The sequence below is a fragment of the Anaerobiospirillum sp. NML120511 genome (assembly GCF_023050955.1).
Lineage (GTDB): Bacteria > Pseudomonadota > Gammaproteobacteria > Enterobacterales > Succinivibrionaceae > Anaerobiospirillum.
On the sequence record NZ_JALKIK010000022.1, the window covers coordinates 26195 to 49732 of the forward strand.

2 protein-coding genes (1 of these 2 running past the window's edge) are annotated in these 23538 nt (G+C 60.2%); both read right to left on the reverse strand.

The window, feature by feature from the left end; genetic code table 11:
• The gene (locus MXE39_RS07630; protein WP_246977994.1) at positions 1-12825 is read right to left on the reverse strand and encodes a hypothetical protein; all 12825 of its coding nucleotides are present in this window, start codon (positions 12823-12825) and stop codon (positions 1-3) included.
• Positions 12812-23538 carry the 3' portion of a hypothetical protein gene (locus tag MXE39_RS07635; RefSeq protein ID WP_246977995.1) on the reverse strand. The gene runs 3670 nt beyond the window's last position, so the window shows 10727 of its 14397 coding nt (coding positions 3671-14397); its start codon lies beyond the right edge, outside the window; the stop codon is at positions 12812-12814. Before MXE39_RS07635 ends, MXE39_RS07630 begins: the two co-directional genes overlap by 14 nt.

Here is a 23538-nt window from a genome sequence, read left to right on the forward strand (position 1 = left end):
TCAGCTCAGGCGGCGGATAAGCTCCTGATGCATGGTCAGGGCTGTGCCTGTTACCTGGCTCAGACCGGTGGTGAGCTTCTCGTGACAGTGCACCACTCTGACTTCAGAGCGTGCCAGACCGGCTACCGGTACCAGCTCCTTCATCTTAGGCACTTCATCAGGGCCGAGCATAATGCAGATACGATCGACATGCTCCTGATTGAGGCGGCTGAAGAAGTTGATATTGATTTCCTCAGCGCTGATTTTAAAGCGGGTACGGGCAGCTGCAGCACGGGTAAGCTCACTTGAAAATACCTCATAGTCATCCTGCAGCGCAGTGCTTACCGCCTCAAGCATCTGTCCATAAGCAGCATCATAGCCATCATTAACCTCCAGCACCTCTGCAAGCTCCGATGGACGGGAGCTGACGCTGCCCTGTGGAGCCCGAGCTGCAATCTGCTCACGGGCAAGCTCTCTGTCTTTTCTTACCTTGTCGGCCAGAGCGTTGAGGTCAGAGCCCGGAGCTGGCAGCCATGCCTGAATCATCTCATCACGCATATTCTCATACAGAGGATGCAGTGCTGACAGATGCTGGGCACAGAGCAGACAGATAACACGGTCATGAGCCGAAGGCGCCAGCAGCTGCAGCTCAATGCTGCGGCGACTGTCATCATTTTGCTCAGCCATGGTAATAGCACGGGAGACAAAGAAGTTCCTGATACGCTCAAGCTGATGCTGGCTCAGACAGGCTGTTTCCTCACCTGAGGCAAAAGATGCTGCCGCTGCAGTTGATACTGCTGCAGGTGCTGCCGGTGCCTGCTCGTCAGCTCTTGCTGACGTCAGGGCTGGCAGACGGCCTTCCTGGGGCAGTCTGAAGCTGTGAGCCATGATAGCGTCAAAGCGGCGGGCGGTCCTGCTGTGGGCCAGCGGACTGTTGATGGCCATCAGACTGCTAAGCAGGGTGACGGCACCGGTCATAAAGTCAGGGCTTAAGGCCGCCATTGTAATGCGGTCTTTCAGCGATAATACGCCCGCGTATTCAAAGTAGCCGCTGTTGCGACGGGCATGACTGTTATCAAGCCATGAGCTGACCTCAAGCACTCTGGTAATAAACCAGCGCTGCTTTTGCTCAGGCAGCAGGCTGTGCAGCAGCTGCCAGTCAAGAGCACCGGACGGCTCTTCACCGCAGGCGCGGCGGCGGCTTAATTCATTGCGCTCCCTGACATAGACATAGTCCTCACCTGCAGTGGTTAAATTGATACCCCAGTCAAAACTGTCCAGATCGAGCTCCTTTCTGAGCTTGTCCATAAACTCAAAAGCTACCAGAGTGTACTCATTAAACTGCTCATAATGGCTCTCGAGCATGAGCTCTTCACGCAGCATGCGCTGGGCTGCTGCCTGATCCTGCTGCTCAGCACTGAACCAGCCATGTTCATGGCTGCTGTGGCATTGCTGATCCTGTGAACCGGATCTGACCTCCGGATTAATGGTAATGCCGGCTGCACAGCGGGCAGCTGCATTACTGTCATCACCAAAATACACCCTTGAGCTCAGTGAGCTTTCAGCCTCACGCAATATGGCAGCAGCCGGAGCACTGACCACATTGTTGATGCGGTGCAGGGCCTGACCCTGAACGGCATCACACTGAGCCACACCACTGACACCAATGGCATGGCCCTGCTCATAAACATGAGCCCTGCCCATAAGATCAGGTCGGGCTTGTGGGGCACTGGCTATGGCCATGGCCCCGGCCCTGGCACTGGTATGCGCGTCTGGCTGAGCCTGGCCTTGAGGCTGCGGCTGCGGCTGAGGCTTTGGCAGAGGCTGTGGTCGCATCAGGCTGGTGATAAGCTCCACCAGGAAGTCCACGGCGGCGCGCTCCACGTTTTTCAGGCCTGTGGCATAGTGGCTGCGCAGGGCTGCCGGGGTAGAGCTGGTCTCAAGATGAGCCAGAGTCAGACGGTAGAGCTCAAAGATATGACGCAATACCGTGGTCTGGTGTGATGAAGAACGCAACTGGGCATTAAGGGCACGGCTCATTACCAGCTCCATGCTGTGGGCTGACAGTGAGGTACGTACCGGGGTAGAACCATAGCGCAGCATAAAGTCCAGATACTGGGCGGTACCATGCTGGCGGGTGGCAACCATGCTGGTCTGAGCAGCACCGGGCTCGCCTGCAGGCAGGCCCAGCCAGGAAAAGTCGTCAGCAGCCGTGTTAAACACGGCATAGCGACTGTAGAGATCGGGCACAAAGTCCTCAATCTGCAGCACAAACTCAGGCAGGGCATCACCAGTGTCCTCAATCTGACTCAGCTCTACAGATGAAAAGCGGCCCATTACCCTGTCAGCAAGTGTCTTAACTGCAGCAGCAGCCTCACGGCAGCGCTGCTGAGCCTGACCTACGCGTACGCGCAAGTCAGCTGCCGCCTGCTCAAGAGCACGGCTGCGCTCATCTCCGCCATAGCGTAAATCAGGGTCAGGGCCCAGGCCGGCATAAAGGGTGGTCATGGCATCAGCAGCACTGTCGTTATCGAGGTAATCATCACCCTCAATGCTGTCAGTCAGATTCGTACCGCTGAGCAGACTCTGCCGATAGCCAGGCATCCCCTCATGTCCACGATCCTGCCCACTGTCATAGCCAGTGCCTGCTGCAGCGGCAGCACCAGCGGCAGTGTCGTGGTGCTCATCATGAGCACCGGCGCTTACTACGTATAGCCCTCCTGATGAGTACAGGTCCTGGTTACGGTCAGCCTGAAAATCTCCCTGAGGCTGCTCATTGCCCTGCAGCTGCTCTTGCGACTGCCTCTGCCTTTGCAGCTGCTGCTCGCGGCGGCTGCGGGCACGGGATGGCAGCGCAAATGCATGCGCTATGGCCTCATCGGTACCGGCGTAGAACCGGCTGCGCTTTAAGGTACAGCCCGCCATATCGGCCTGAGCAAAGGCATTACAGGCAGCCTCCACCATGGCCTTATCAGGGCTCTTTAAGGTGGTCTGCTCAATACCCGAAGAAGCAAAAACAGCACGGGATACTGCAAAGGCACTGTCACTGGCAGCCTGATACTCGGCACTGTTATCCAGTGCTGATCTGATATCCCCTGGAGCAGCCGGGACTATCACTGGCCACAGCTGCTCAGTACTCAGGGCAGTAAGAGGCTGCAGGCCATTGCCCGGCTGCCATGGACAGGAGCCGATCGGAGCCACATTACGCCCTGTTACTGCAGTCTGGACATGAGCCTGAGACTGATTGAGTCCCTGCATCTGCCCCTGGCCCTGGCCGGATACAGATTCGCTGTCTTCTGCCTGCTGGGCCAGCTGCTCAAGGATCTCAGGTGGCAGCAGGGAGCGTTCAATAATGCCCTCACCACCAGTCTGAGCAAAGAGATAGTAAGTATTACGGGCCGCAGCACGCTGCAGCTGCAGTGATACCCAGCCTGAAGTCAGAGCCCCATGCTCTGATACAGCAGCAGGCGCATAGGCCGCAGCAGGTCCGGAGGTTAAGATACCGGCCCGGGCCAGCTCAGATGATGTATCAGCACATGGAGATCCTGCAGCCCCGGCTATGCCAGGCTTACCTGAGCTTAACGGGGCGCCCTGCGCGCCAGAGGCAGCAGCCGCCACAGCAGCCGCCTCCTGGGCAGCGGACGTACCCTGGGCAGCGGGAGCACCCGGTACAGAAGATAAGCTGTGCGCGCCATTTGCGCCCTGCGCCTCAGATAAGCCCTGTGTACCAGGCACGGCCTCTAAGCGGCCGGCCTCGGCCGGGCCGTGAGGGCGCTGCGGGTCGATAAGGCCCGCAAGGGAGTCGAGCATATGGTCACGGCTGTTATGTACAGCCTGTTTAATCAGACTGTCTGAGCGCTCTGTGCCCATATTGGCAGCTTCAGCCGCACGGCGGCCGGCACTCTTGTGTCTGTCTCCTGACGGGAATGGATTAATACCAGGCCTGAGGCCACTGCCCTTACCACAGGCCAGTAAAATAGCCGTCCCGTCAGCTATAGAAGCTGACAGACTGTCACTCTGGCTGTTATCCGGGTTATCCAGGTTGCCCGGCCTGTCCTGGACATCACTGTCACCATAGAGATCTGACAGACCGCTTAGGTCATAGTGAGCCTGTCTTGCAGCCTCAGCTGCAACCTCTGCAAGGACCGAAGTGGCTGGAACAGTGCCGCCAGCCAGGGCCCCGGCTGATACTGAGCCGGTGCCGGCGCCTGAAAGTTCGTCAGCGCTGCTGCCTGTCAGACTTTGAGCATAGCGGTCAGCCTTTGCGGCCAGAACGGCCTGCTCGGACTGACTGCCCGGAGCAAAGAGCGCAGCACTGAGCGATGCTTCAATACCGGCAGCACTGAGATCCGATCCCCATGACCAGAAGGTAGTCCACTCATGGCTTAAATCAGCCTGAGTTCGGCTGCCATACAGACCGGCATGCACACTATTACGGCTCTGGCTGTAAGGGCCATTATGACTGCTCTTAGCTGACTTACTGTGATTACTGTAAGAGCCGTTATGACCAGGCTGCCCATTGTGGCCACTCAGAGAGTACCCATCATGAGCACTGCCGTAAGTCCCGCCATCAGCTGCATAGCCTGCAGCCACTGCAGATCCTGCGGCCAGTACCTCACCTGTCTGGCCTGAGCGCCGTGCACCGCGTTCGTCCAGCGGAGCCGGGGCACCGGCAGCTGCGGCTGTGCCGTCGGTGCCGTGCAGAGCTGCGGCAGCCTGCAGAGCACGACGTGAGGCCGGAATGTGGCTGTGGTCGTGATATGGCAGACCAAGATCATCTGATCCCTGGTAATGCATACGGGCAGCTGCAGTATTGACAGCATCGAGCACAGTACTGATTTCCCTGTTATCCGAGCACAGCAGTACTGTGCTTAACAGAGCCTGCTCATCACGGCTGTTATAACAGACCGCTGCCATTAAATCACTGAGCCATGCGCTTTCATCTTCGTTGTAAAAGGTACGCCATGGTGAATACTGATGCTCACGACGCTCATCATTAAGCCTGCGTGAGGTAAATACAGCCAGCAGGGCCGGCTGACGTACTGATACGGTATCAATCTCCTCAGGAGCTCCCTTAATGCTGCGCGCCACTGTGCGTCGCTTAGCCACTGTGCGTCGCTGAGCTACTGCGGCTGCACCACGGCCGCCAGCAGCCCCAACCGCACCTCTCCTGGCACTTGCCATGGTCTGAGACTGGCCATGGTCTTTTACCTGAGCAGATTCCTGAGACTGGAGATCTGCGTGTGCTGCGTGGGCCCGTACCTCTTCATGAGCCAGGTCATCACCACAGCCAGCTGACACTCCATGAGCCAGGTCAACACCACAGCCAGCTGACTCTCCATGAGCCAATGCATTTCCATGAGCCAATGTATCTGCATGAGCATGGGCAGAAACAGCGGCACTGCCCTCATCGTTGTCGAACTGGGACTGGTAATAAACACGATCACGCAGCTCCTGGACTTGCAGACTGTCACGGGACCTGCGCTGCAGTGAGGACATGACATCACTGCCACAGTGCAGAGCCATGGCTACTGTCCATGCTCCCATGGACGAAGTCAGCGACAGACGGCTCCACTGTCGATCAGGCAGGGCTGCAGAAAATGAACAATGCCCGGCCACAGCTCCAGCAGCTGCAGCTGCACCTGCAGCCGATCCTGCTCCAGGCACTGCAGTGCCGCAATCAACAGCTCCGCAAGCACCAGCACCAGAGACAGGGGCCGGGGCATGGCCAGTCATGGCCCAGGCAGCAGCCCCAGATGAAAAGCCATCAGCCGCTGCAGATAAGCTGTTCATGCTGACCTGACCACCATTGAGATCCGGGCAGAACCGGGTATTGATACGGCCACGACCGGCGGCACAGCCAGTCCTGCCCTGGGCCTCGGTACGGATATTAAGCCCGGCTCTGACCTCATCGGCCAGAGCGTCATAGCTCTGTGAGCTTAAGGTAGCTGCCAGAGGACGCAGACCTGGTACATTAAAGGAAGTCTGTACTGAGCTTATGGTCCAGGCAGTAGTCAAATCAGGCTGCCAGCAGGCAGCGCCAGGCAGTAAGGATCCCTGCAGGGTCGACCATAAAGGTACAGCACTGTTAATACCCTCAAAGCTCACCCCCTGCTGCCACAGAGCCGGTGCAGCAGGGCCGCCTCCCGGGACCGGGCCTGATAAAGCCTGCCCTGCCTTAGCTGCACTGCCAGGCTGAGCAGCATAGTCATGCTGACCGGCATGGTCATTGTGAGCAGCCTGACCTGCCTTGCCATTCATGCCTGTATGGCAGGTCATGCCAGCCTGGTCATTAACACCAAGTGGGGAGCTGTACCCGGCGGCGGCGCTTTGTGCAGCGCCTGCAGCAGATAAAGGAGCCCCTTGCCCATACCCGGCATTAATGGCAGAGGCTGTTGAGCTGCTGGTTGATGCCGCAGCACGGGTGGCGGAGCTGGTGCGCTGCGGCAGCTGCTGCAGGGCCCTGATTAAGGTGCTGTGGCTGTTACCGTCGATACGGGAGCGGCCACGACGGGGAGTTACGGCCAGAGGCTGTACAGGCGAGCCGCTGATGGCGGCACGCTGTGCCAGAGTAGCAAGGCCGCTTACCGCAGCATCCAGAGCGGCATCTTCATACCACTGCTGCTTAAAGGACAGGGAGCAGGATAAGAGCTCATTGCTCTCATCGAGCACCACTGAGCAGGCAGCCTCACGACGGGCCTCTTCTTTAAGGCCAGGGGCATGGCTTATCAGCTTTAGTGATCCCCAGGCATGATCCTCAGCCTGAGGGCGGCTTAATACCGATGGCTCAAGCAGCACATAATGAGGCCTGTGCCACACATTGCGCAGCCTTGCCTTAAGCATTCGCTCCCACTGAGCCCACATACTGTCAGCCTTGGCGCGCATACCAGAGCCTCCAGCCCCGGCTCCGCCCCGGCGCAGACCGCCAGTATCAGCAGCCGCAGCTGCTGCACCGGCAGGAGCTGCTGACTGAGCTGATGCAGGCGAAACTGCCAGCAGTGAGGCATCAGCCTCAGGGGCCGCAGCTGCTGATGCAGCCCCAACCGCAGCCCCGGCGGCAAGTGTTGAAGACTTTTCCATAGCAGAGCTGGCTGAGGCTGCCCCATCACCAGATGCTGATGCTGCAGCTGCAGCATTGGCCGCAGCTGCCGCTGGCGCAGCCGGGCTCATGCCCAGAGTTACATTGGCACTGCGACCCCGGCCGTAGCGACGGTAGAAAGAGCCTGGAGCTCCATCAATAAAGCTGCTGTTACCCCATGGACCCCTGCCCTGGGAAGAAATACCAGGCAGGGTGCAGCTGCAGGCCGAAGCAGACTGCAGCGCAAGCAGGGCCTCATGCAGCTGCTCCATGCGCAGCATGGTGGCAGACTGTGATGGAGTCAGGCCCTTACTGAGCATCCAGACCATCAGCTGACGCTGGCGCTCCTGAGCATGTCGCTCAGTCCCGCCCTGGGCAGCACTGGCAGCCAGGCCCATGCTCTGGGCGCCCGCACCTGAACTCAGGCTCGAGCTTTGCCTTGTGCTGCCGGCTGCAGTACTGTCCATATGGTCAAGACACCAGTCCCCCAGGGAGGCCAGCAGTGCCAGACGGTTACGGTCAAAGGCCGACAGGGCCTTAAAGGACAGAGCCTGAGCACGCAAAGCCGCACCGGCAGGTGACACAGCTATACTGCCAGCGCCCGCCCCGCCAGCTGAACCTGCCAGAGCCTGGGGTCCCGCGCCCGCGCCTGCGCTGTGAGCAGCACGTGCCCCGGCGCCGGTGCCGGCGCCAGAGCTGGTACCGGTGCTCCTGTCGGCGCCATGGTCTGCAAGGCTGCGGGCCCAGGCCTCATCAAGGGCGTCAGCCTGGGAAAGCAGGCTGGCACGGGCGGCAGCGTCCATGAGCTGCCAGTGGCTTTCATCGCTGTTAAGGGCCAGGCGGGTATCAATACCGTGGTCACGGTACCAGCGTGAGGCAAAGTTATGCAGGGCCGAGGTAAGTAATGGTGCGGCTGTGGTATTAAGGGTCAGCAGACGCAGGGCTGTCTGAGCCTCACATCGCTCCTGTCGGTTGGCACGCAGGGTGGTAACGCACTGCAGCCAGCGACGGTCAAAGTCATCAGCAAAGGAACGCCATTTCTTACGGCGCACGAAGGCAGACCATCCTTTTTGTGCAGTGGCATCTACCTTAAAGCCCATACGGGCATTTAAGTACACCTGCATACTGGCAAGAGCAAAGGCAAAGGAATGGAATACAGGTATCTCAAGCTCGGCTGTCAGGGCGCACAAAACCTCAGGGGCCAGACCAAGGCCCTGCTCAGGGCCGCTGGCACCACAGGCCTGACGCGGCCCAAAGCCAATCTGCTCCACGGCATCCAGGTTCTCACGCACATCAAAGCCGTTAAAACCGCCCATGCCATCCAAACCACCAGGGATGTCCAAACCGCCCAGGCAGTCCAGGCCGTCAGCCCCATAAAGACCAGAGGCGCTGTCAGCACCAGCTGCAGCGTTACCGTCGTCATAATCTGACTGACCTGAGGCACCGTCCTTACCAGCATGACCAGCATGTTCTTCCGGACCTGACTGACCGTCCTCACCGTCCTCGCTATCCCCGTAACTACCCCCTGAGGCCATGCCTGCATCGAGGCTGTCACCAGGCTCAGCGCTATCCCCGGCACCACGGCCCCTGGCAGACGCTGCGTTCTCAGCTGTTACGCCTGACGCATCGCTCTGACCTGGCGCAGCGCTTTTGCCATACTCACCATCGTAAACGGTATCACCGGCCAGACCCTCATCACCTGGCACAGCCTTAAGAGCATGAGCTACAGCCGGACGGCGTGCCTTTTCATCAAGGTACACCACCGACGGTAATACATCAGGGCTGTGCAATACCTTCGAGCAGTATTCAAGGGTAATACCCAGTTCATCAAACAGTGACCCTTCATACCATAAAGGCAGAGCAGCCCCGGGCACAGCAGTACCATCAACAGTACCCTCGGCTGAACCAGCAGCAGTACCCATGGCAAAGCCATCAGCACCGCCCTGAGCAGCAGTATGCGCAGCACCAGCTGTGGCGCCCTGAGCAGCGCCTGGCATGGCACCATGGTAATCACCATATGCAGCGCCCTGTGCTGTCACTGCCGCACCACAGGCTGCCTGAGCATCGCTGAGGCCATCAGATGCATCAGGAGCACTGTCTCCATTAGCTGCATGAGCATCAATACCCACGCTACCGGCCAGACCTGCTCCACCTGCATTACCAGACAGGCCAGCAGTACCGGCATATCCGGGCAATACAGTGCCAGGTACAGCTGCCGCAGACAAAGGAGCACCAGGCACAGCTGCGCCTTGCAATGCAGCTCCCGGCAATGGGACACCCGGTACGGCTGCCCCAGGCTGAGCCAGGCCCGGCAGGGCTGCTGAGTGCAGACCATGCTCACAGTTGTGATGGCCATTACCGGCCCTGGCGCTAACTCCCGCCTCAAAGCCCTCAAGGCCACAGGATCTGAGCAAATCGTTAAAAAGCTGCAGATTGCGGCGGGTGGCATTGCGTCGTGCCTGCCACGGCCAGGCACGGGCCAGGGAGGCGGCCGAGTGTGACAGGGCCGAGGTAAAAACAGTGGCGCTCTGACCTGAAGTGCATTGCTCAAGGAAGGTCTGAGGTCGCAGCTGCCAGTTCATCAGGGCAGTGCGCTCATCGTCATTGAGGCTTACCTTGCTGAGCTCACAGCGGCCGGGATGGTCAGGGTCGACATTAAGGCGCGAGCGCAGCATATTGTTGAGCTTGCGGGTCTGAGCCGGGGACAGTCTGACAGATTTGGAGTACTCACCCTTTAAGGAGCTGTAGAGATCAGCTACCAGCAAATCACTCTGCTCCTGAGAGCAAAAGTGCTCGGCATAGTACAGGGCATCATCAATAAGAGAGTCGGCATCAGGTCCTCTTATATCAGCACGGGCCATGGCATAGCCCAGTACGGCTATCTCGAGATCAGAGAGCACAGGCTGCATGCCCAGAGCCAGGATATGTTCAACAGGCTCATCACCATGAGAGGTAATGTTATGGATAAATTCGGCACCATCCATAAAGACGGTGAGATATTCAGGCCTCTCGGTTACGGTAAAACGGTGCAGCAGCCACGGACTTACTGCCGTGGCATCACTTATGACTACTACATCCCACTGTGACAATGAACCGGTGATATTGACCTGATCGCATACGGTAAAGTGAGCAAGGTCCAGATTGGCCACATGCTCACAAAGCAGCTCTTCAAAATCACGACTGCCATTAGCCCTGCCCGAGACAATGAGCACCTTTACCGGCCTTGCCCGGCCAGCAGCAGCCCCAGCCCCGGTAAGGCCCTCAGGCCCGGCTCCGGCTGCACCAGCGCCCGCGCCAGCAGCTGAAGACTCAGATGCACGCTCGCTTCCGTCATGATCCCCGACAGCCTCACTGCCGGCATCACCCCCAGCGCCATGCACGGTGCTGTCCACAGTGCTCCCCACGACATCAGCGCCGGCGACAGCCGCACCCGCATCCTGCAGGCGCTCCATGGTCAGGGTGGTATACAGCCATACGGCACGCTCTACGGCCAGTGCCTTGAGGTCTATACCGGTCAGGGCATCTACTACCAGCAGAGGCTGGGATGAGGTTACCACCTCAAGCTGCTCAGGAGGCAGGGACAGCAGGGTAAGGCGGCGGTCAGCAAGTGGCTTTTGCACAGTCATACTGCCGCGCATGAGTACATCACGGTTATGAGCCGGGGCCGCTGAGCGCAGCTCACGGCCGAGGTTAAAGAGCACACGGTTTCTAAACTGGGTAATATCAAGCAGCTGCTCACGCTCGCCGGCCGAGGCCGCAACCAGCTGGGCATCGCCCGGTCCTCCTGCCAGTACACCCTGACGGCTTATCTCACCTGCGCTGCGCTCCTGCAAATCTGCCATGGTGGCAGCAGCAAGATTACTCTCTGCACCCGCACCATCAATGTCTGAAGAGCTGTCATGCCAGCCCGCGCCCTCAGATGCAGCGCCAGAGCGACCGGAGCGGCCCTGAGCACGGCCGGCTACACTGGCAGCAGCGGCAGCAGGGCCACCGTCTCCACCTTTGCCCATAGCACGTGACCTGTCCTGTGAGCTGCTGTCACTGCCGCTCTCATGTTCCCCGTCGCAGGCACAGCTGTCCCCACCAGAGGCATTACTTCCATCAGTGTAATCATCGTCCTGGTTGTATGCAGCCTCACTGTGGTCAGCACCGGCAGGGGAATCAGCAAAGCCTGGCCTGTCAGACGGGTCTGCTTTTGCGCAGCTGCCCGGGCTGGTCTTTTTGCCAGCCGGAGTGGATTTGGCAGTCCTGGTGCCGGTACGGGCGGACTGGGCCTTTGCCGGGCTGTCCTTTTCAGACTCACAGGACAGGTCGTCAAGCGCACAGTCATAGTCCCTGCCCGCGTCAGCAGCTTTGCCAGACTTTAAGGAGCTGCCCTGGGCTTTGGCGGCAGCGCGGCCCCTTGAACGGGCCTTGCGCTCACCAGAGACCTCAGCAGATACCCCGGCATCTGCGCTGTCGCAATCACCCTCGGCACCATCATCACCTGCCACGCGGCCACCACTGAGGTCATACCCAGCCTCACGGTAATGGTCTCCCTCTACAGCTCCGGTATCCTCCTGTGAAGCAGCAGCGCCTTTGGCATTGGCTTTGGCGGCAGCGCGGCCCTTTGAACGGGCCTTGCGCTGAGATGCGCCCTCAGCCGATGCCTCAGCACCTGCGCTGTCAGCGCCACCCTCGGCACCATCATCACCAGCCATGCGACCTTCACTGAGGTAAGACGCAGCCTCACTGTAATGGTCTCGCTTTACAGCTCCGGTAACTTCCTGTGAAGTTGCAGCGCCTTTGGCATTGCCTTTGGAGCCAGCGCGGGCCTTTGAACGGGCCTTGCGCTCACCTGACTTCTCAGCAGATGCATCAGCACCTGCGCTGTCGGCGCCAGCACCGTCACACCCCTCACCAGCCACGCGACCACCACTGAGGTAAGACGCCGCCTCTCTGTAATGGTCGCCCTCTACAGCTCCGTCAGCCTCCTGTGAAGCTGCGGCGCCTTTGGCATTGCCTTTGGCGGCAGCGCGGCCCTTTGAACGGGCCTTGATCTCACCAGAGCCCTCAGCAAATACATCAGCACCTGCGCTGTCAGCATCACCCTCGGCACTACCTTCACCAGCCACGCGGCCACCATTTAGGCAGGACGCAGCCTCACTGTAATGGTCTCCCTCTTGAGCACCGGCAGTCTCCTGTGAAGTTGCAGCGCCTTTGGCACTGCTTTTGGAGGTAGCGCGGCTCTTTGGACGGGCCTTGCGCTCACCTGACTTCTCAGCAGATGCATCAGCACCTGCGCTGTCAGCATCACCCTCGGCACCATCATCACCAGCCACGCGGCCACCACTGAGGTCATACGCCGCATCACTGTAATGGTCTCCATTTACAGCTCCTGCAGCCTTCTGTGAAGCAGCAGCACTTTTGTGTGCCGCTGAGGCTCCAGATACGGCGGCCTGCTGACCTGAAGCGGCAGCACTATGGTCGAGATCTGCACTGTGATCAGCTGCACCAGCGCCTGGGGCCTTTTTACCTGAGGCGGCTTTTCTGGTCCTGGTGGATCTGGTGCCTTTTTCTGTCTTTGCGGCCTTAGTGGCAGTGGCGGCCTTTGCGCTGCGGGCAGAGCCTGATGCTCCTTTTGTCCGGGCCTGAGTGCTCAGCTCAGCCTCAGGTTCTCTTGCGTCCTGAGGGCTTAAGATATCCAGCTCACTGTTTTCAGGCATAAGACTGGAGGACTGTACCTGGTCAGCCTGATGTGCTTTGCGATCAGATTTAGTGCTGGTCATGGTGGCCTCCCTTATCCTGGCCTGAATTAGTGTTTACTGACTGATGGCCTGTACGGCCCTGGTGCTGCTCCCGGTCCTCTGGCTCGTCCTCAGGGCTGATACCCTGCAGGTACGACGGCACGGCTGCAGCTGCTCCTGCTGTGACTGGTGAGGCAGCAGCTGATGCCGATCCTCTGCCATGAACGCCCTGAGCGCTGTGAGCGCTCTGTGCCCTATGGGACGATTGCGCTGCCCCGGCAGCTGTTCGCTCTGTTGTTGGAACCGTTGCCTGGGCTGTTGCCGGGTTGGCTCCCGAGCCCTGTTGCTGTCCCTGACCCCCGGATCGTGAGATCTGGCCTGCTGAGGCCTGGGCAGAGTTGGTCTGAGCCGTGACATTGGCGACAGCTGAGGCAGAACCGTCCTGCTCACCAGACAGGCCTGGCTGTCCTGCCATGGCTGACTGAGCTGTCGCTGGCTGAGCCGCCCTTTCGGACTGAACAGACATAGCGGAATGAGCGGAATGAACGGACTGAGCGTCCTGAGAATGCTCGCTTTCCTGAGCGGTCTTAGCCTTATGGGCCTGAGGGGCACGGCCGTGGTCATAGTATTGAGCACCTGAGTACACAGTCTGGTAATAATCCCCTGGTACGCTCTGACCCTGTGCCGCTGCGGCATCCCTGCCATGGCTGTGGCTGGCATTCAGGGCGCTGCCCAGGTCACCCTGGCCGCCCTTGCCTGCATGGCTGGAGCAGTTGTCCTGGCCACCCTTTGCAGCACTGCCGTGGGAGGCAGCGTCAGACAGATCTTCGTGGTGGGCGCTCAGGGCAGCAGTGCTGTATTCGTCGTACAGCTGCACTGCTGAACCGTCAGGGTTGAGCATATGCTCAAAGCCCATGCCTGCAGTGGCCGGGGCGGCCTGGGTGTTATGCATATATCCCGGCATGTGGTCCTGTGGCCTTACTGCCGGAGGTGACTGAGTTGCAGGAGCCTGACCTGACAGTACTTCCTGCCAGTAAGGCCCATACAGGGCAATGAGCTCATCTTCAGAGGCATAGTGCTGGCCCGGTGGCAGCTGCTTGCGCGGACGGCCACGGCTTCTTTTGACCACATTGCCGTTTTCATCGAGGATAACAGGCAGTACCTTCTTTTCCTGAGGAGGGTACTTGCGTGGGCGGCCACGACCGCGCCTTACCGGCTGCAGGGCCAGATCATCACCCTGGTAGATACCACTGCCCGGGGCAGCTGACGCAGCCTGGGCAAATGGCCCTGACAGAGTTGCACCATGAGCACGGTCTGAGCCACCGGCGCCACCAGGGGCATCAGCACTCTCAAAGGCGGCACCAAAGTAAGGGTCATTACTCAGGGAATGGCTGGTACTTACCCTGATGGCCTTATCACCCACAGGGCGTATGCTGTCATGAGCATAAGCAGGGGCAGAGCCCTGAGCTCCACCAGACTGATATGCCGCATGGCTGCCATAGTCTGTATGGACGTCATGGCCTGCATGGGAGCCATGAGCGCCGTGGCTGGTACGGCCCACAGCGCTGTCATGGCCGGCACGACCTGGATAAACCTTACTGTCATCACGACCGGCACCGGCCTGACCGGCACCGGCCGGGCCTGCATAAGCGCCATCAGAGAAGCCGGCACGGCCCACAGGGGCGTGCTGCCCAGCTGGGCCTGACTGGCCTGACTGGCCTGCATAAGTCGCAGCCCCATGACCGGCTGCAGCGGTGCCCGCTCCTGTAAAGCCAGGCTCAGCGCCCGCGCCGGAGCCGTAAGCAGCCCCTGCACCCACACTGCGGGCCGAAGAGCTGCCGGCCGCAGCTGAACCTCCTGCATAGCCGCCAGCTGCACTGCCGGCACTGCTGTCATTAGCAGAGTCAGGACCTAACAGACGGTCAGCCTGAGCAAACCAGCGGGCAATGGCATCACTGCCCTGATAGCTGGTGGTTGCAGAGCTGCTGTCATTCTTACCTGTGGCTGCTGCAGTTGATGATGCTGCATCCCTGGATAAGGCAGCCGTGCCTGTATCTGTCCGGGCAGCAGCTGCCCCAGCCCCGCCATGGCGGTACGCCTCGTGCCTGGACTGTTGTCCCTGAGCTAAGCCCGCGCCCTGCGGGTCTGACTCCCTGGCACCGGCACCGTGAAGGACACCATTCCCGTGAGCACTGCCAGCGGCGCTGTCGGCCGGGCTCTGACCCGGGAAATAACCTGAAGCGTCTGGGGAGCCATAAGCACCATAAGCGCCGAGGGCAGCATAGTCAGCATGGTCACCATAAGCTGAATGGGCATTATCAGAGCTGTGGGCGCCATGGCTGCTGTATGCCGAATTATTTGAGCCGAAAGCAGCATAAGGGCGGTCAGAGGCAGCCTCAGTGCCCTCATGTCCGGCTGCAGCTGTTACACCCGAGGCATAACCACGGTAAGCAGCACCTGCTGATGCTGCAGCACCTGCTGCAGTACCAGAAGTGGCGGCTGCGGACAGTGCAGCTGCACTGCTGCCCCGGGCGGCATCTGATCTGTCTGCAGGGCTGAGGGTATCAGCAGTGGCCCGGGTGCGGCGGCGGCCGCGTGCCAGGCTGACCACAGGTGTGGTGGCAAGGCGACGGCGCTCCTGAATGTCGGCACCGTTAAACTCGAGATCATCAGGCTGCATCCAGGATAAAAAGTCCCATGGATCCATAGCTGAAGAAGCAACGTCTGCAGCGCCCTCAGAACCCGGGATAAAAGCCTGAGCACCGTGCGCTATTGCTGACTGTGCACCAGGACCACTCTCACCGGCACAGGCAGCCGGGGAGCCAATGCGCTGGCGGCCGGCAAGTGCAAGCGGGTCTGAAGCAGCTGCGCCATAAGACCCTGCCGGGCTATGGCCTGAACCTGCTGTAAATCCTGATGGCGCTGTGCCATGAGAACCGGCAGCACTGACAGCTTTGCCAGTACCGGCTCCACGCCCTGCAAAGGCAGATAAGGCCGATACAGTACCGCCATCAGATCCGGGCAGCCAGCTGTCAAAATCAGCGCTCAGAGAGCGGGCTCTTGCAGATCCTGAACTGTTTCTGGCATTGCCTGAGAGCATATTCCAGGTACGCATATCATCAAGGGAGCCAAAGTCATCAGCCAGAGCTGAGTAATCCTCGCTGGCACTGAGCTCAGGGACAGCACTGGCGCTGTGAGAATCAGACAGGAAGTCCGGGGCTGAATGGTCCACTGAGGAAGGCGAGAATGCAGCGACAGCGGCAGCTGCGGTGGCAGACTGGTCGCCCAGGGCAAAAAGGCCTGCATCATGATACTTGTTAGCTGCAGCAGTTGCTGCAGCTGCGGTCTCGTCGGTGTCGAGGCTTGCCGGGGCAGTGCCTTCAGCAGGTGCGACTGAAGCGGCTTGTGATTTCATGTTCTGTGCAGCAACATCAGCAGCCGGGGCATGAGAGCCAGCATGGTCAGCCTGGGCGGCAATAGAATCTGCGGACTGATGGGTGTTTATACCACTATGGGCGGCAGAGACAGCATGGCCCGCTGATTCAGCTGACAGGTCTCCCTCAGCGGCGGCTGACAGTCCTGTCAGGTCTGATGGGACAGCATGGTCAGCCAGGTCAGCCTTGACGGCCATGGAATCTGCGGACTGGTGGGTGTTCATACCACTATGGGCGGCAAAGCCAGTATGGCCCGCTGATTCAGCTGACAGGGCGCCCTCAGCAGCGGCTGACAGTCCTGTCAGGTCTGATGGGACAGAATGGTCAGCCTGGGCGGCCATGGAATCTGCGGACTGGTGGGTGTTCATACCGCTCTGGGCGGCAGAGACAGCATGGCCCGCTGATTCTGCTGACAGGGCTCCCTTAGCAGCGGCTGACAGTCCTGTCAGGTCTGATGGGGCAGTGAGGTCAGCCTGCGCGGCCATGGAATCTGCGGACTGGTGGGTGTTCATACCGCTCTGGGCGGCAGAGACAGCATGGCCCGCTGATTCAGCTGACAGGGTGCCTTCAGCGGCGGCTGACAGTCCTGCCAGGTCAGATGGGGCAGCGAGGTCAGCCTGGTCAACCTGGGCAGCCATCGAATCTGCGGACTGGTGAGTGTTCATACCACTATGGGAGGCAGAGACAGTATGGCCAGCAGATTCAGCTGACAGGGCGCCTTGAGCGGCGGCTGACAGTCCTGCCAGGTCTGATGGGGCAGCCAGGTCATCCTGGGCGGCCATGGAATCTGCGGTCTGGTGGGTGTCCATACCGCTCCGGGCGGCAGAGACAGCATGGCCCGCTGATTCAGCTGACAGGGCGCCCTCAGCGGCGGCTGACTGTCCTGTCAGGTCTGGTTGGGCAGCCAGGTCAGCCTGGGCATGGGCGCCTGCTGCCGCAGCATCCGGTGTGGATACTTCAGAGGAGGCGTCCTGGCCCCGTGGGTCAGCCATGGCATCAGCCTCTGGGTGGATATTGAGAGCAGTCTGAGCTGCAGCCTCAGCTGCCAGAGCTGATGCATCAGCCCCTGTCATTGAGGTGTGCGCTGCCGCGCCCTGCCCTGCATGGGCGGCCTCCGGGCTTAATAAATCCCAGCTGTCGTCCTGGCCGGGGCCTGAGTGTAAGGCTGGGCCATGACCATGGCCATGGCCAGGGGCGGTGTGACTGCCCGGGGCTGTATCGTTACTGGAGCTCAGGTCGAGGTCAAAATCAAAAGGCTGCAGATGCAGCTGTACCTGAGCTGAAAGGAAATCAAGCTCACGGCAATCAAATGAAGAATCAGCTCCGGCATGACCTGGCAGAGCTGTGCTCAGGGCATCCTGACCATGGGCTGCAGCTGCAGGTCCGCCGCTGGCCGCTGCGGCGGCTGGCTCTGCTGAGGCCGGTACGGCCGCCATGGCATAGTGTACGGCCAGATCCACAGCGTGGTCTCCGCCCTGCAGACTCTGGGCGCTACCCTGCAGTCTATCGGCAGCCCCGGCACCTTCAGGGGTAAAAGCCTGTCCACCCTGGGAGCTCACCAGGCTGTGAGGGTCAGGGTAACTGTCCGCTGAGGCATCCTTATCAAAGACGAGGTCCGTGCCGGCACTGGCTATACCAGGCATGGCGCCGGAATGGTATGCAGCTGCGCCCGGGCCATCCCCTGACACGCTGTCAAAGAACCAGTCCGGCTCCACCCCGGCAAGATCTCCTGATGCAGCTGCGCTGCCCTGCAGGAATACAGTATTGTCTGAGTCTATTGAGTCCGGGGCTGTGGTAAAGGCACTGTTGCCAGATGCGGTAAAGGCACTGCCGCTGCGGCCGTTGAGGCCGTGAGCTGCGTGGGAACTGTCAGCTGATCCCTGGGCATGGGCAGTACCACAGGCGCGGGCGCTGGTCACGTCGGCGTCACCGGCCTGTGTGGTGCCCGGTGCCGTGTGATCCGAGCCTGCCGGGTCGGACTGGTCGGCCGGGTCGGCAAAGAAGTCGTACGCGCTGTCCTGATCTGAGTCCTGATTACTGTAATCATAAGACTCAGCGTAATCATCCCAGTCGTCAAAGACATCCATGCCCGCAAGAGGGCTGGCAGGGCCCTGAGGGCTGTAAGTACCATCAGCAGCGCTGATAAAGTCATAGCCGCTCACTGTACTCGGGCCACTTCCTGGGGCTGCTGCGCCCTGACCCGGGGCGGTGCTGCCGGTGTGAGCAGCCTGGGTGGCTGGCTGGGCTGAGGCCATGATATCCCCGGCCTCGTGAGCGGCGCTGTGGTCGTGAGCGGAGGACTCAGGTGCGCGGGCGCTGTCAGCTGCCGGGGCTGATGATGCGCCATGGGCAGATGAAGTTGCGCCAGAGGCAGGGGCTGATGCGGCGGCCTTTGATTCTGAGTATGTGCTTGGCTTTGAGTCTGAAGCCGCCTGGGCAGCCGCTCCTTCCTGGTAAGAGCTGTGAGCAAAGTCCGTGGCGGCGGCGCTTTGAGCGGCTGTTGCTGCGGCTGCGGCGGCGGCAGCCTCAGCCTGACCACGCTCACGGGCGGCCTCCTGGGCTGCCTGGGCGGCGGCGCGTTCGTCCATGCGCTGGGCGGCCTGAGCAAAGATCTTTTCGAGGCGGGCACGGGCTGAGGCGGCACGGCGCTCGCGTGCGGCCTGCAGGCGCTCCTGGGCCTGCAGTCGCTGCTGCTCACGGCGGGTCTGACGCTTATGCTCGTGGCTGCGGGCCAGGCGGGCGGCATGCTCCTGACGCTCCACCAGGGTATCCCAGGAGGTTGAGCTGTAGGTACTGGCCATAGAGCTTAAGGTGGAGCGCAGCACATGCTGGTCTATCCATGGCAGGAAATGCTGGTTGCGCAGTACGCCGGCGGCTGCCTCCCTGTCAGGGCGTACGCTCAGGGCGGCGCTCAGGCGCCCGTCAATGGCGGTGGCGCGCTCAAATTCAACTGACTGTCTGATGCTGTGGGCAAGGGCAGCTCGGGCAAGGTCTGACTGTACCTGGCTTATGCCCATGGTCATCATGGTACGGGCTGTACCCTGAGCTACAGCACGGTTATGGCTCTCTATGCCGGCACGGCGTGCGGCACTGATGGCTGCCTGGGCACTCATATGCTCATAAGGGCCACAGCTGAGATGGTTACGGGCCTTATTTAGCAGAGCCAGAGCCTGGGCACGGCTGTGCAGCAGCTGCAGCTGCTCACTGCAGGCAAAGCGATACAGCTGTGGCAGAGCAAGGCGCATACGGGCGGCCATGGTAAGACGTCCTGCCATAAAGGACTGCTGCATCCAGGCTGAGCGTAAAACCTGAATATCCACGCTGCCGTGCAGCGGGCGGTAATCATGGACAGCTGTGGCAGTCATAATGCTCATTAACAGGGCCTGAGCCGGAGCGGCCGGCTCTTTGTTAACTCTGAGCATGTTAAACAGCCAGGAGCGCGAGCGCTCTGAGCTTACTGATGCCTGACCAGAAAAGTCACAGTGCAGGGGAGCCACAGGCAGCCAGGAAACATGGCTCATGACCACAGGCTGCTCTTTGCAGCTGCGGCGCACCAGGCTGCTGGTAAAGGAGCTGTAATGCTCCTTGCCACCAAGGGACAAATTGATACGGCGCACGGCCTGCAGAACCTGCTGCTGCCACTGCGGCAGCCCGGCCATGGCGCTCACTCCGGCACTGGCACTGGCTGCGGCAGATGCTGAGGCAGCATCAGCAGCTGGCGCAGAGGCTGCGGCGGAGGTTGCTGCAGAGGCAGCTGAGGCGGCTGTTGAAGGGGAGGCGGCAGAGAGCTCTGAGCCTGCCGGAGTGGTATGGGCAGCGGCCGGGATTGAGGCGGAATCATTAGCAGCAGCGCTTCCTGCGGACGTATTTGCTCCCTCGACGGAAGATGCAGATACACGGGCAGTGCCGGACCCTGCAGCCATTGTGTGGGCAGAATCAGAAACGGCAGAGAGCTCTGAGCCTGCCGGAGTGGTATGGGCAGAGGCCGGGATTGAGGCGGCAGCATTAGCCGCTGCGCTGGCTGCGGAAGTATTTGCTCCATCGACGGAAGATGCAGATACACGGGCAGCGCCGGATTGAGCAGCCACTGTGTGAGCAGAATCAGATGCGGCAGACACAGCTGTGTCGGCCGGGGTGGAATGGGTTGAAGCGTGACCTGAAGCGGCAGCAGTAGCTGCTGCGCTGGCTGTAGACGAGACTGCGGTGGCGTATATGGAAGATGCAGACGCACGGGCAGAGCCGGATGCAACAGCGCTTGCCTCACCGGCTGGGGACGAGGCATCTGAGCCAATGCTGCAATCAGCACAGGCACCAGAAGCAGACGCGCCGCCATGGGCAGCAACACCAGCTGCTTCCTTACCGTCAATGGCATCAGGCATGACTGTCAGTACGGTGCTGTGGTCAAGCTCCATACCAAGGCAGCGATCCTCATTATCTGTGAGGTCGTCATTAAGCCAGAGGGTTTTGCCACCCCGCCATTGCTGCTCAAGCCAGGCCTCCAGGCCTGACTTGACGGCGCTGCTGCGGCCGGTACGTCCCGTGCGGGCACGACCAGACTCAGCCATGCCTTTACCAGAGGAACTGCTCTTTGCCTGGGAGGCCTCATTGCTGCTGTCAGAAACAGTACAGGTACTGCCTGGCAATGGCCAGGCACTGTCGACAAACCAGGCCTGGGCCGCAGCGGCAGCCGGGTCAAAAGCAGAGACGTACGGAGCAGACGGGATGTGCAGGGCAGAGTGGCTGCTGTTCTTGAAAGCCAGGTGCTGACTGCGCAGGCTGCTCTGGGAATTCAGGCTGTACTCACCATGCTCTACAGTGTGGCTGTTATGGGTGTCATTGCTGTAAACGCCATGGTCGCCATGCTGGCGGCTATGTTCGTAGAGAGTGTGCACGCCGTGCAGGGCATGCTCGCCTGGCGCGGAGTCCTGGCTGTTACCTTGCTTCTGGCCATGCTGTTTTTGCTTCCGGCCCTGGGTAAAGGCAATGGAGCCAGTAAGAGCGCCAGGGGCAGCAGAGCCTGATGGGGTCAATACTGAGGTTTCAGTAGCAGCAGGGTCCTCTGAGGCAGTATTGCTTAGTGCAGCTGATGCAGGGGATTTAGCTGCGTGGGCGGCTGGGACTGCAGCTGCATGGGATGAATATGCGTGCACCGGTTGGGATGCAGCTGAAGGGGCTGCAGAGGCCTGGTAAGAGTCATGGGCAGCGCCACTGGCGTACAGGCTGGACTGTACCGGGGCGTACTTGCAGGCGGCAAGCTCAGCTGTCACTGAGCCCGGGTTAAACCATGAAGCGCAGACCTGCTCTTCAGGCAGGCGGACTTTTACCAGAGGGTCACGGCCCATTAAGGTACTGTACTCAGCCAGGGTAACGGCATCCATGGCAACCAGGCACATATTATTGGTGCTCAGGTTGCGCAATATCTCAAGGCAGCGCTGGGCAAAGCTCAGGCTGTCGCTGGCGTGCTCATACTCCTGCTGCAGAGCCTGACGGCGCTGCCTTGTGCTCAGGCTGGCTGATGCAAAGGCAGAAGCAGAGCTGTCAGCTGATGCGGCTGAACTTGAGACTGAGTCTGAGGCTGAGTCTGCGTCTGTGCTTGAGCCAAAGGCTGATGTGGCGGAGCCTGACGTGGACGAGGCTGGAGCCGGGGCTGATGCGGTCCAGGTGGTGACGTCAGTTGAGGATGAAGCTTGAGTGCGGGCGCCTGAGGTCTCAGCTGCATCAGCTGTATCAGGCTGAGCGACCATGTCTGAGTTAAGGACAGCACTGTCCGGGGACGGTTCACTGTCGGCATGTGCCATGGCATCAAGGTGAGCCAGCTCGGCCTGCAGCTGTTCACAGCGGGTCTGGGCTGAGCTCAGCTGCTCTTTGAGGCGGCGGGCGAGCTGAGCGGGCTCACAGTTGCGCAATACCAGGGTAAGGCTGATACGTGAGGTCAGCCACTGACGGGCGTCGCTGTGGGAGCTGATGAGCTCATGACGGGACAGGCTCTCAACAAGGGACTCACGGGCGGCGCTTAAATGGTCAAAGAGCGCAGCCATATTGGACTTACAGTGAGGGTCCGAGAGGCTGTCAACTGTATCTGAGCTGATGTCGCACAGCATCATGAGGCCAGAGCGGGCCATGATAGTAAGAGGCACATGGTGACTGCCGATAAGGGAGTCTTTGAGCACCATGTCCTCAGGGCACAAATAGCGGCCCAGGGCAAGCTGCAGTTCAAAGGCCTGCACTGAACCCCACCAGTGATGGCGGGGCATGGCAAGCAGGGCAAGGTCGTCATCATGGACGGCCGGTTTAAAGGCACTGTATACAGCTGCAAGGTCCATCTGACGGCGCAGGGCAAAATCATGCTCCTCAGGGCGGGCATGGACATATTCCTTATGCGCTGTGTTTTTGAGCACATTGCGGGTAATACCGCCATAGACAGTTTTCTTTTCCGGTACGGTATGGCTGTCCTGATCTACATAGCCTATGCGGCAGTAAGAGGACAGATAATCACGGCACTGCAGATAGTCACCAAGCAGGGCAGCGGTAAAAGCAGGGCTGTCACCATACTCCACAGCGGCACTGTTTAGAGCATAGCTGCTCTCCAGGCTGTCCATAAGGGCGGCCGGGGAAACAGGCGCCAGGAGGGCTGAGGCCGGGGATGCCGGGGAATGTGCAGCCATTGATGATGGCGCATGAGATGCCGTGAATGCATGTAAGGCTGAAGCCGGGACAGATGTGTCTGGACCGGTGAGACCAGTTGCGCTGATAGATGAGGTGGCAGCAGTGGCTGCTGCTGGGCCATATTCTGAGCCCATGGCAGCACAGTCAGCTGCTGAGGCGGCATCTGCGTCTGAGGCTGAAAGGTATGAAGGGCCGGCCGTGCTGATAGATGAGATAGCGGCAGGGGCTGCTGCTGGGAACGATTCAGAGGCACGGGCAGTAGAGTCAGCTGCTGAGGTGGCATCTGTATCTGAGGCTGTAAGGTATGAAGGGCCGGCAGTGCTGGATGGTGAAGCTGGGACGGTGGCTTCTGGGCTCGATTCAGAGGCACGGGCAGTAGAGTCAGCTGCTGAGGCGGCATTGGCATCTGAGGCTGAAAGGGTTGCAGAACCGGCAGTGCTGATGGATAAGTCGGCATCAGTGGCTGCTGTTGAGCCTGATTCTGAGCCCAGGGCAGCAGAGTCAGCTGCTGAGGCAGCATCTGCATTTGAGGCTGTAAGGTATGAAGGGCCACCAGTGATTATAGATGAGGTTGCAGCAGGGGCTGCGGCTGGGCTCGACTCAGATGCACGGGCAGCAGAGTCACCTGCTGAGGCGGCATCTGCGTCTGAGGCTG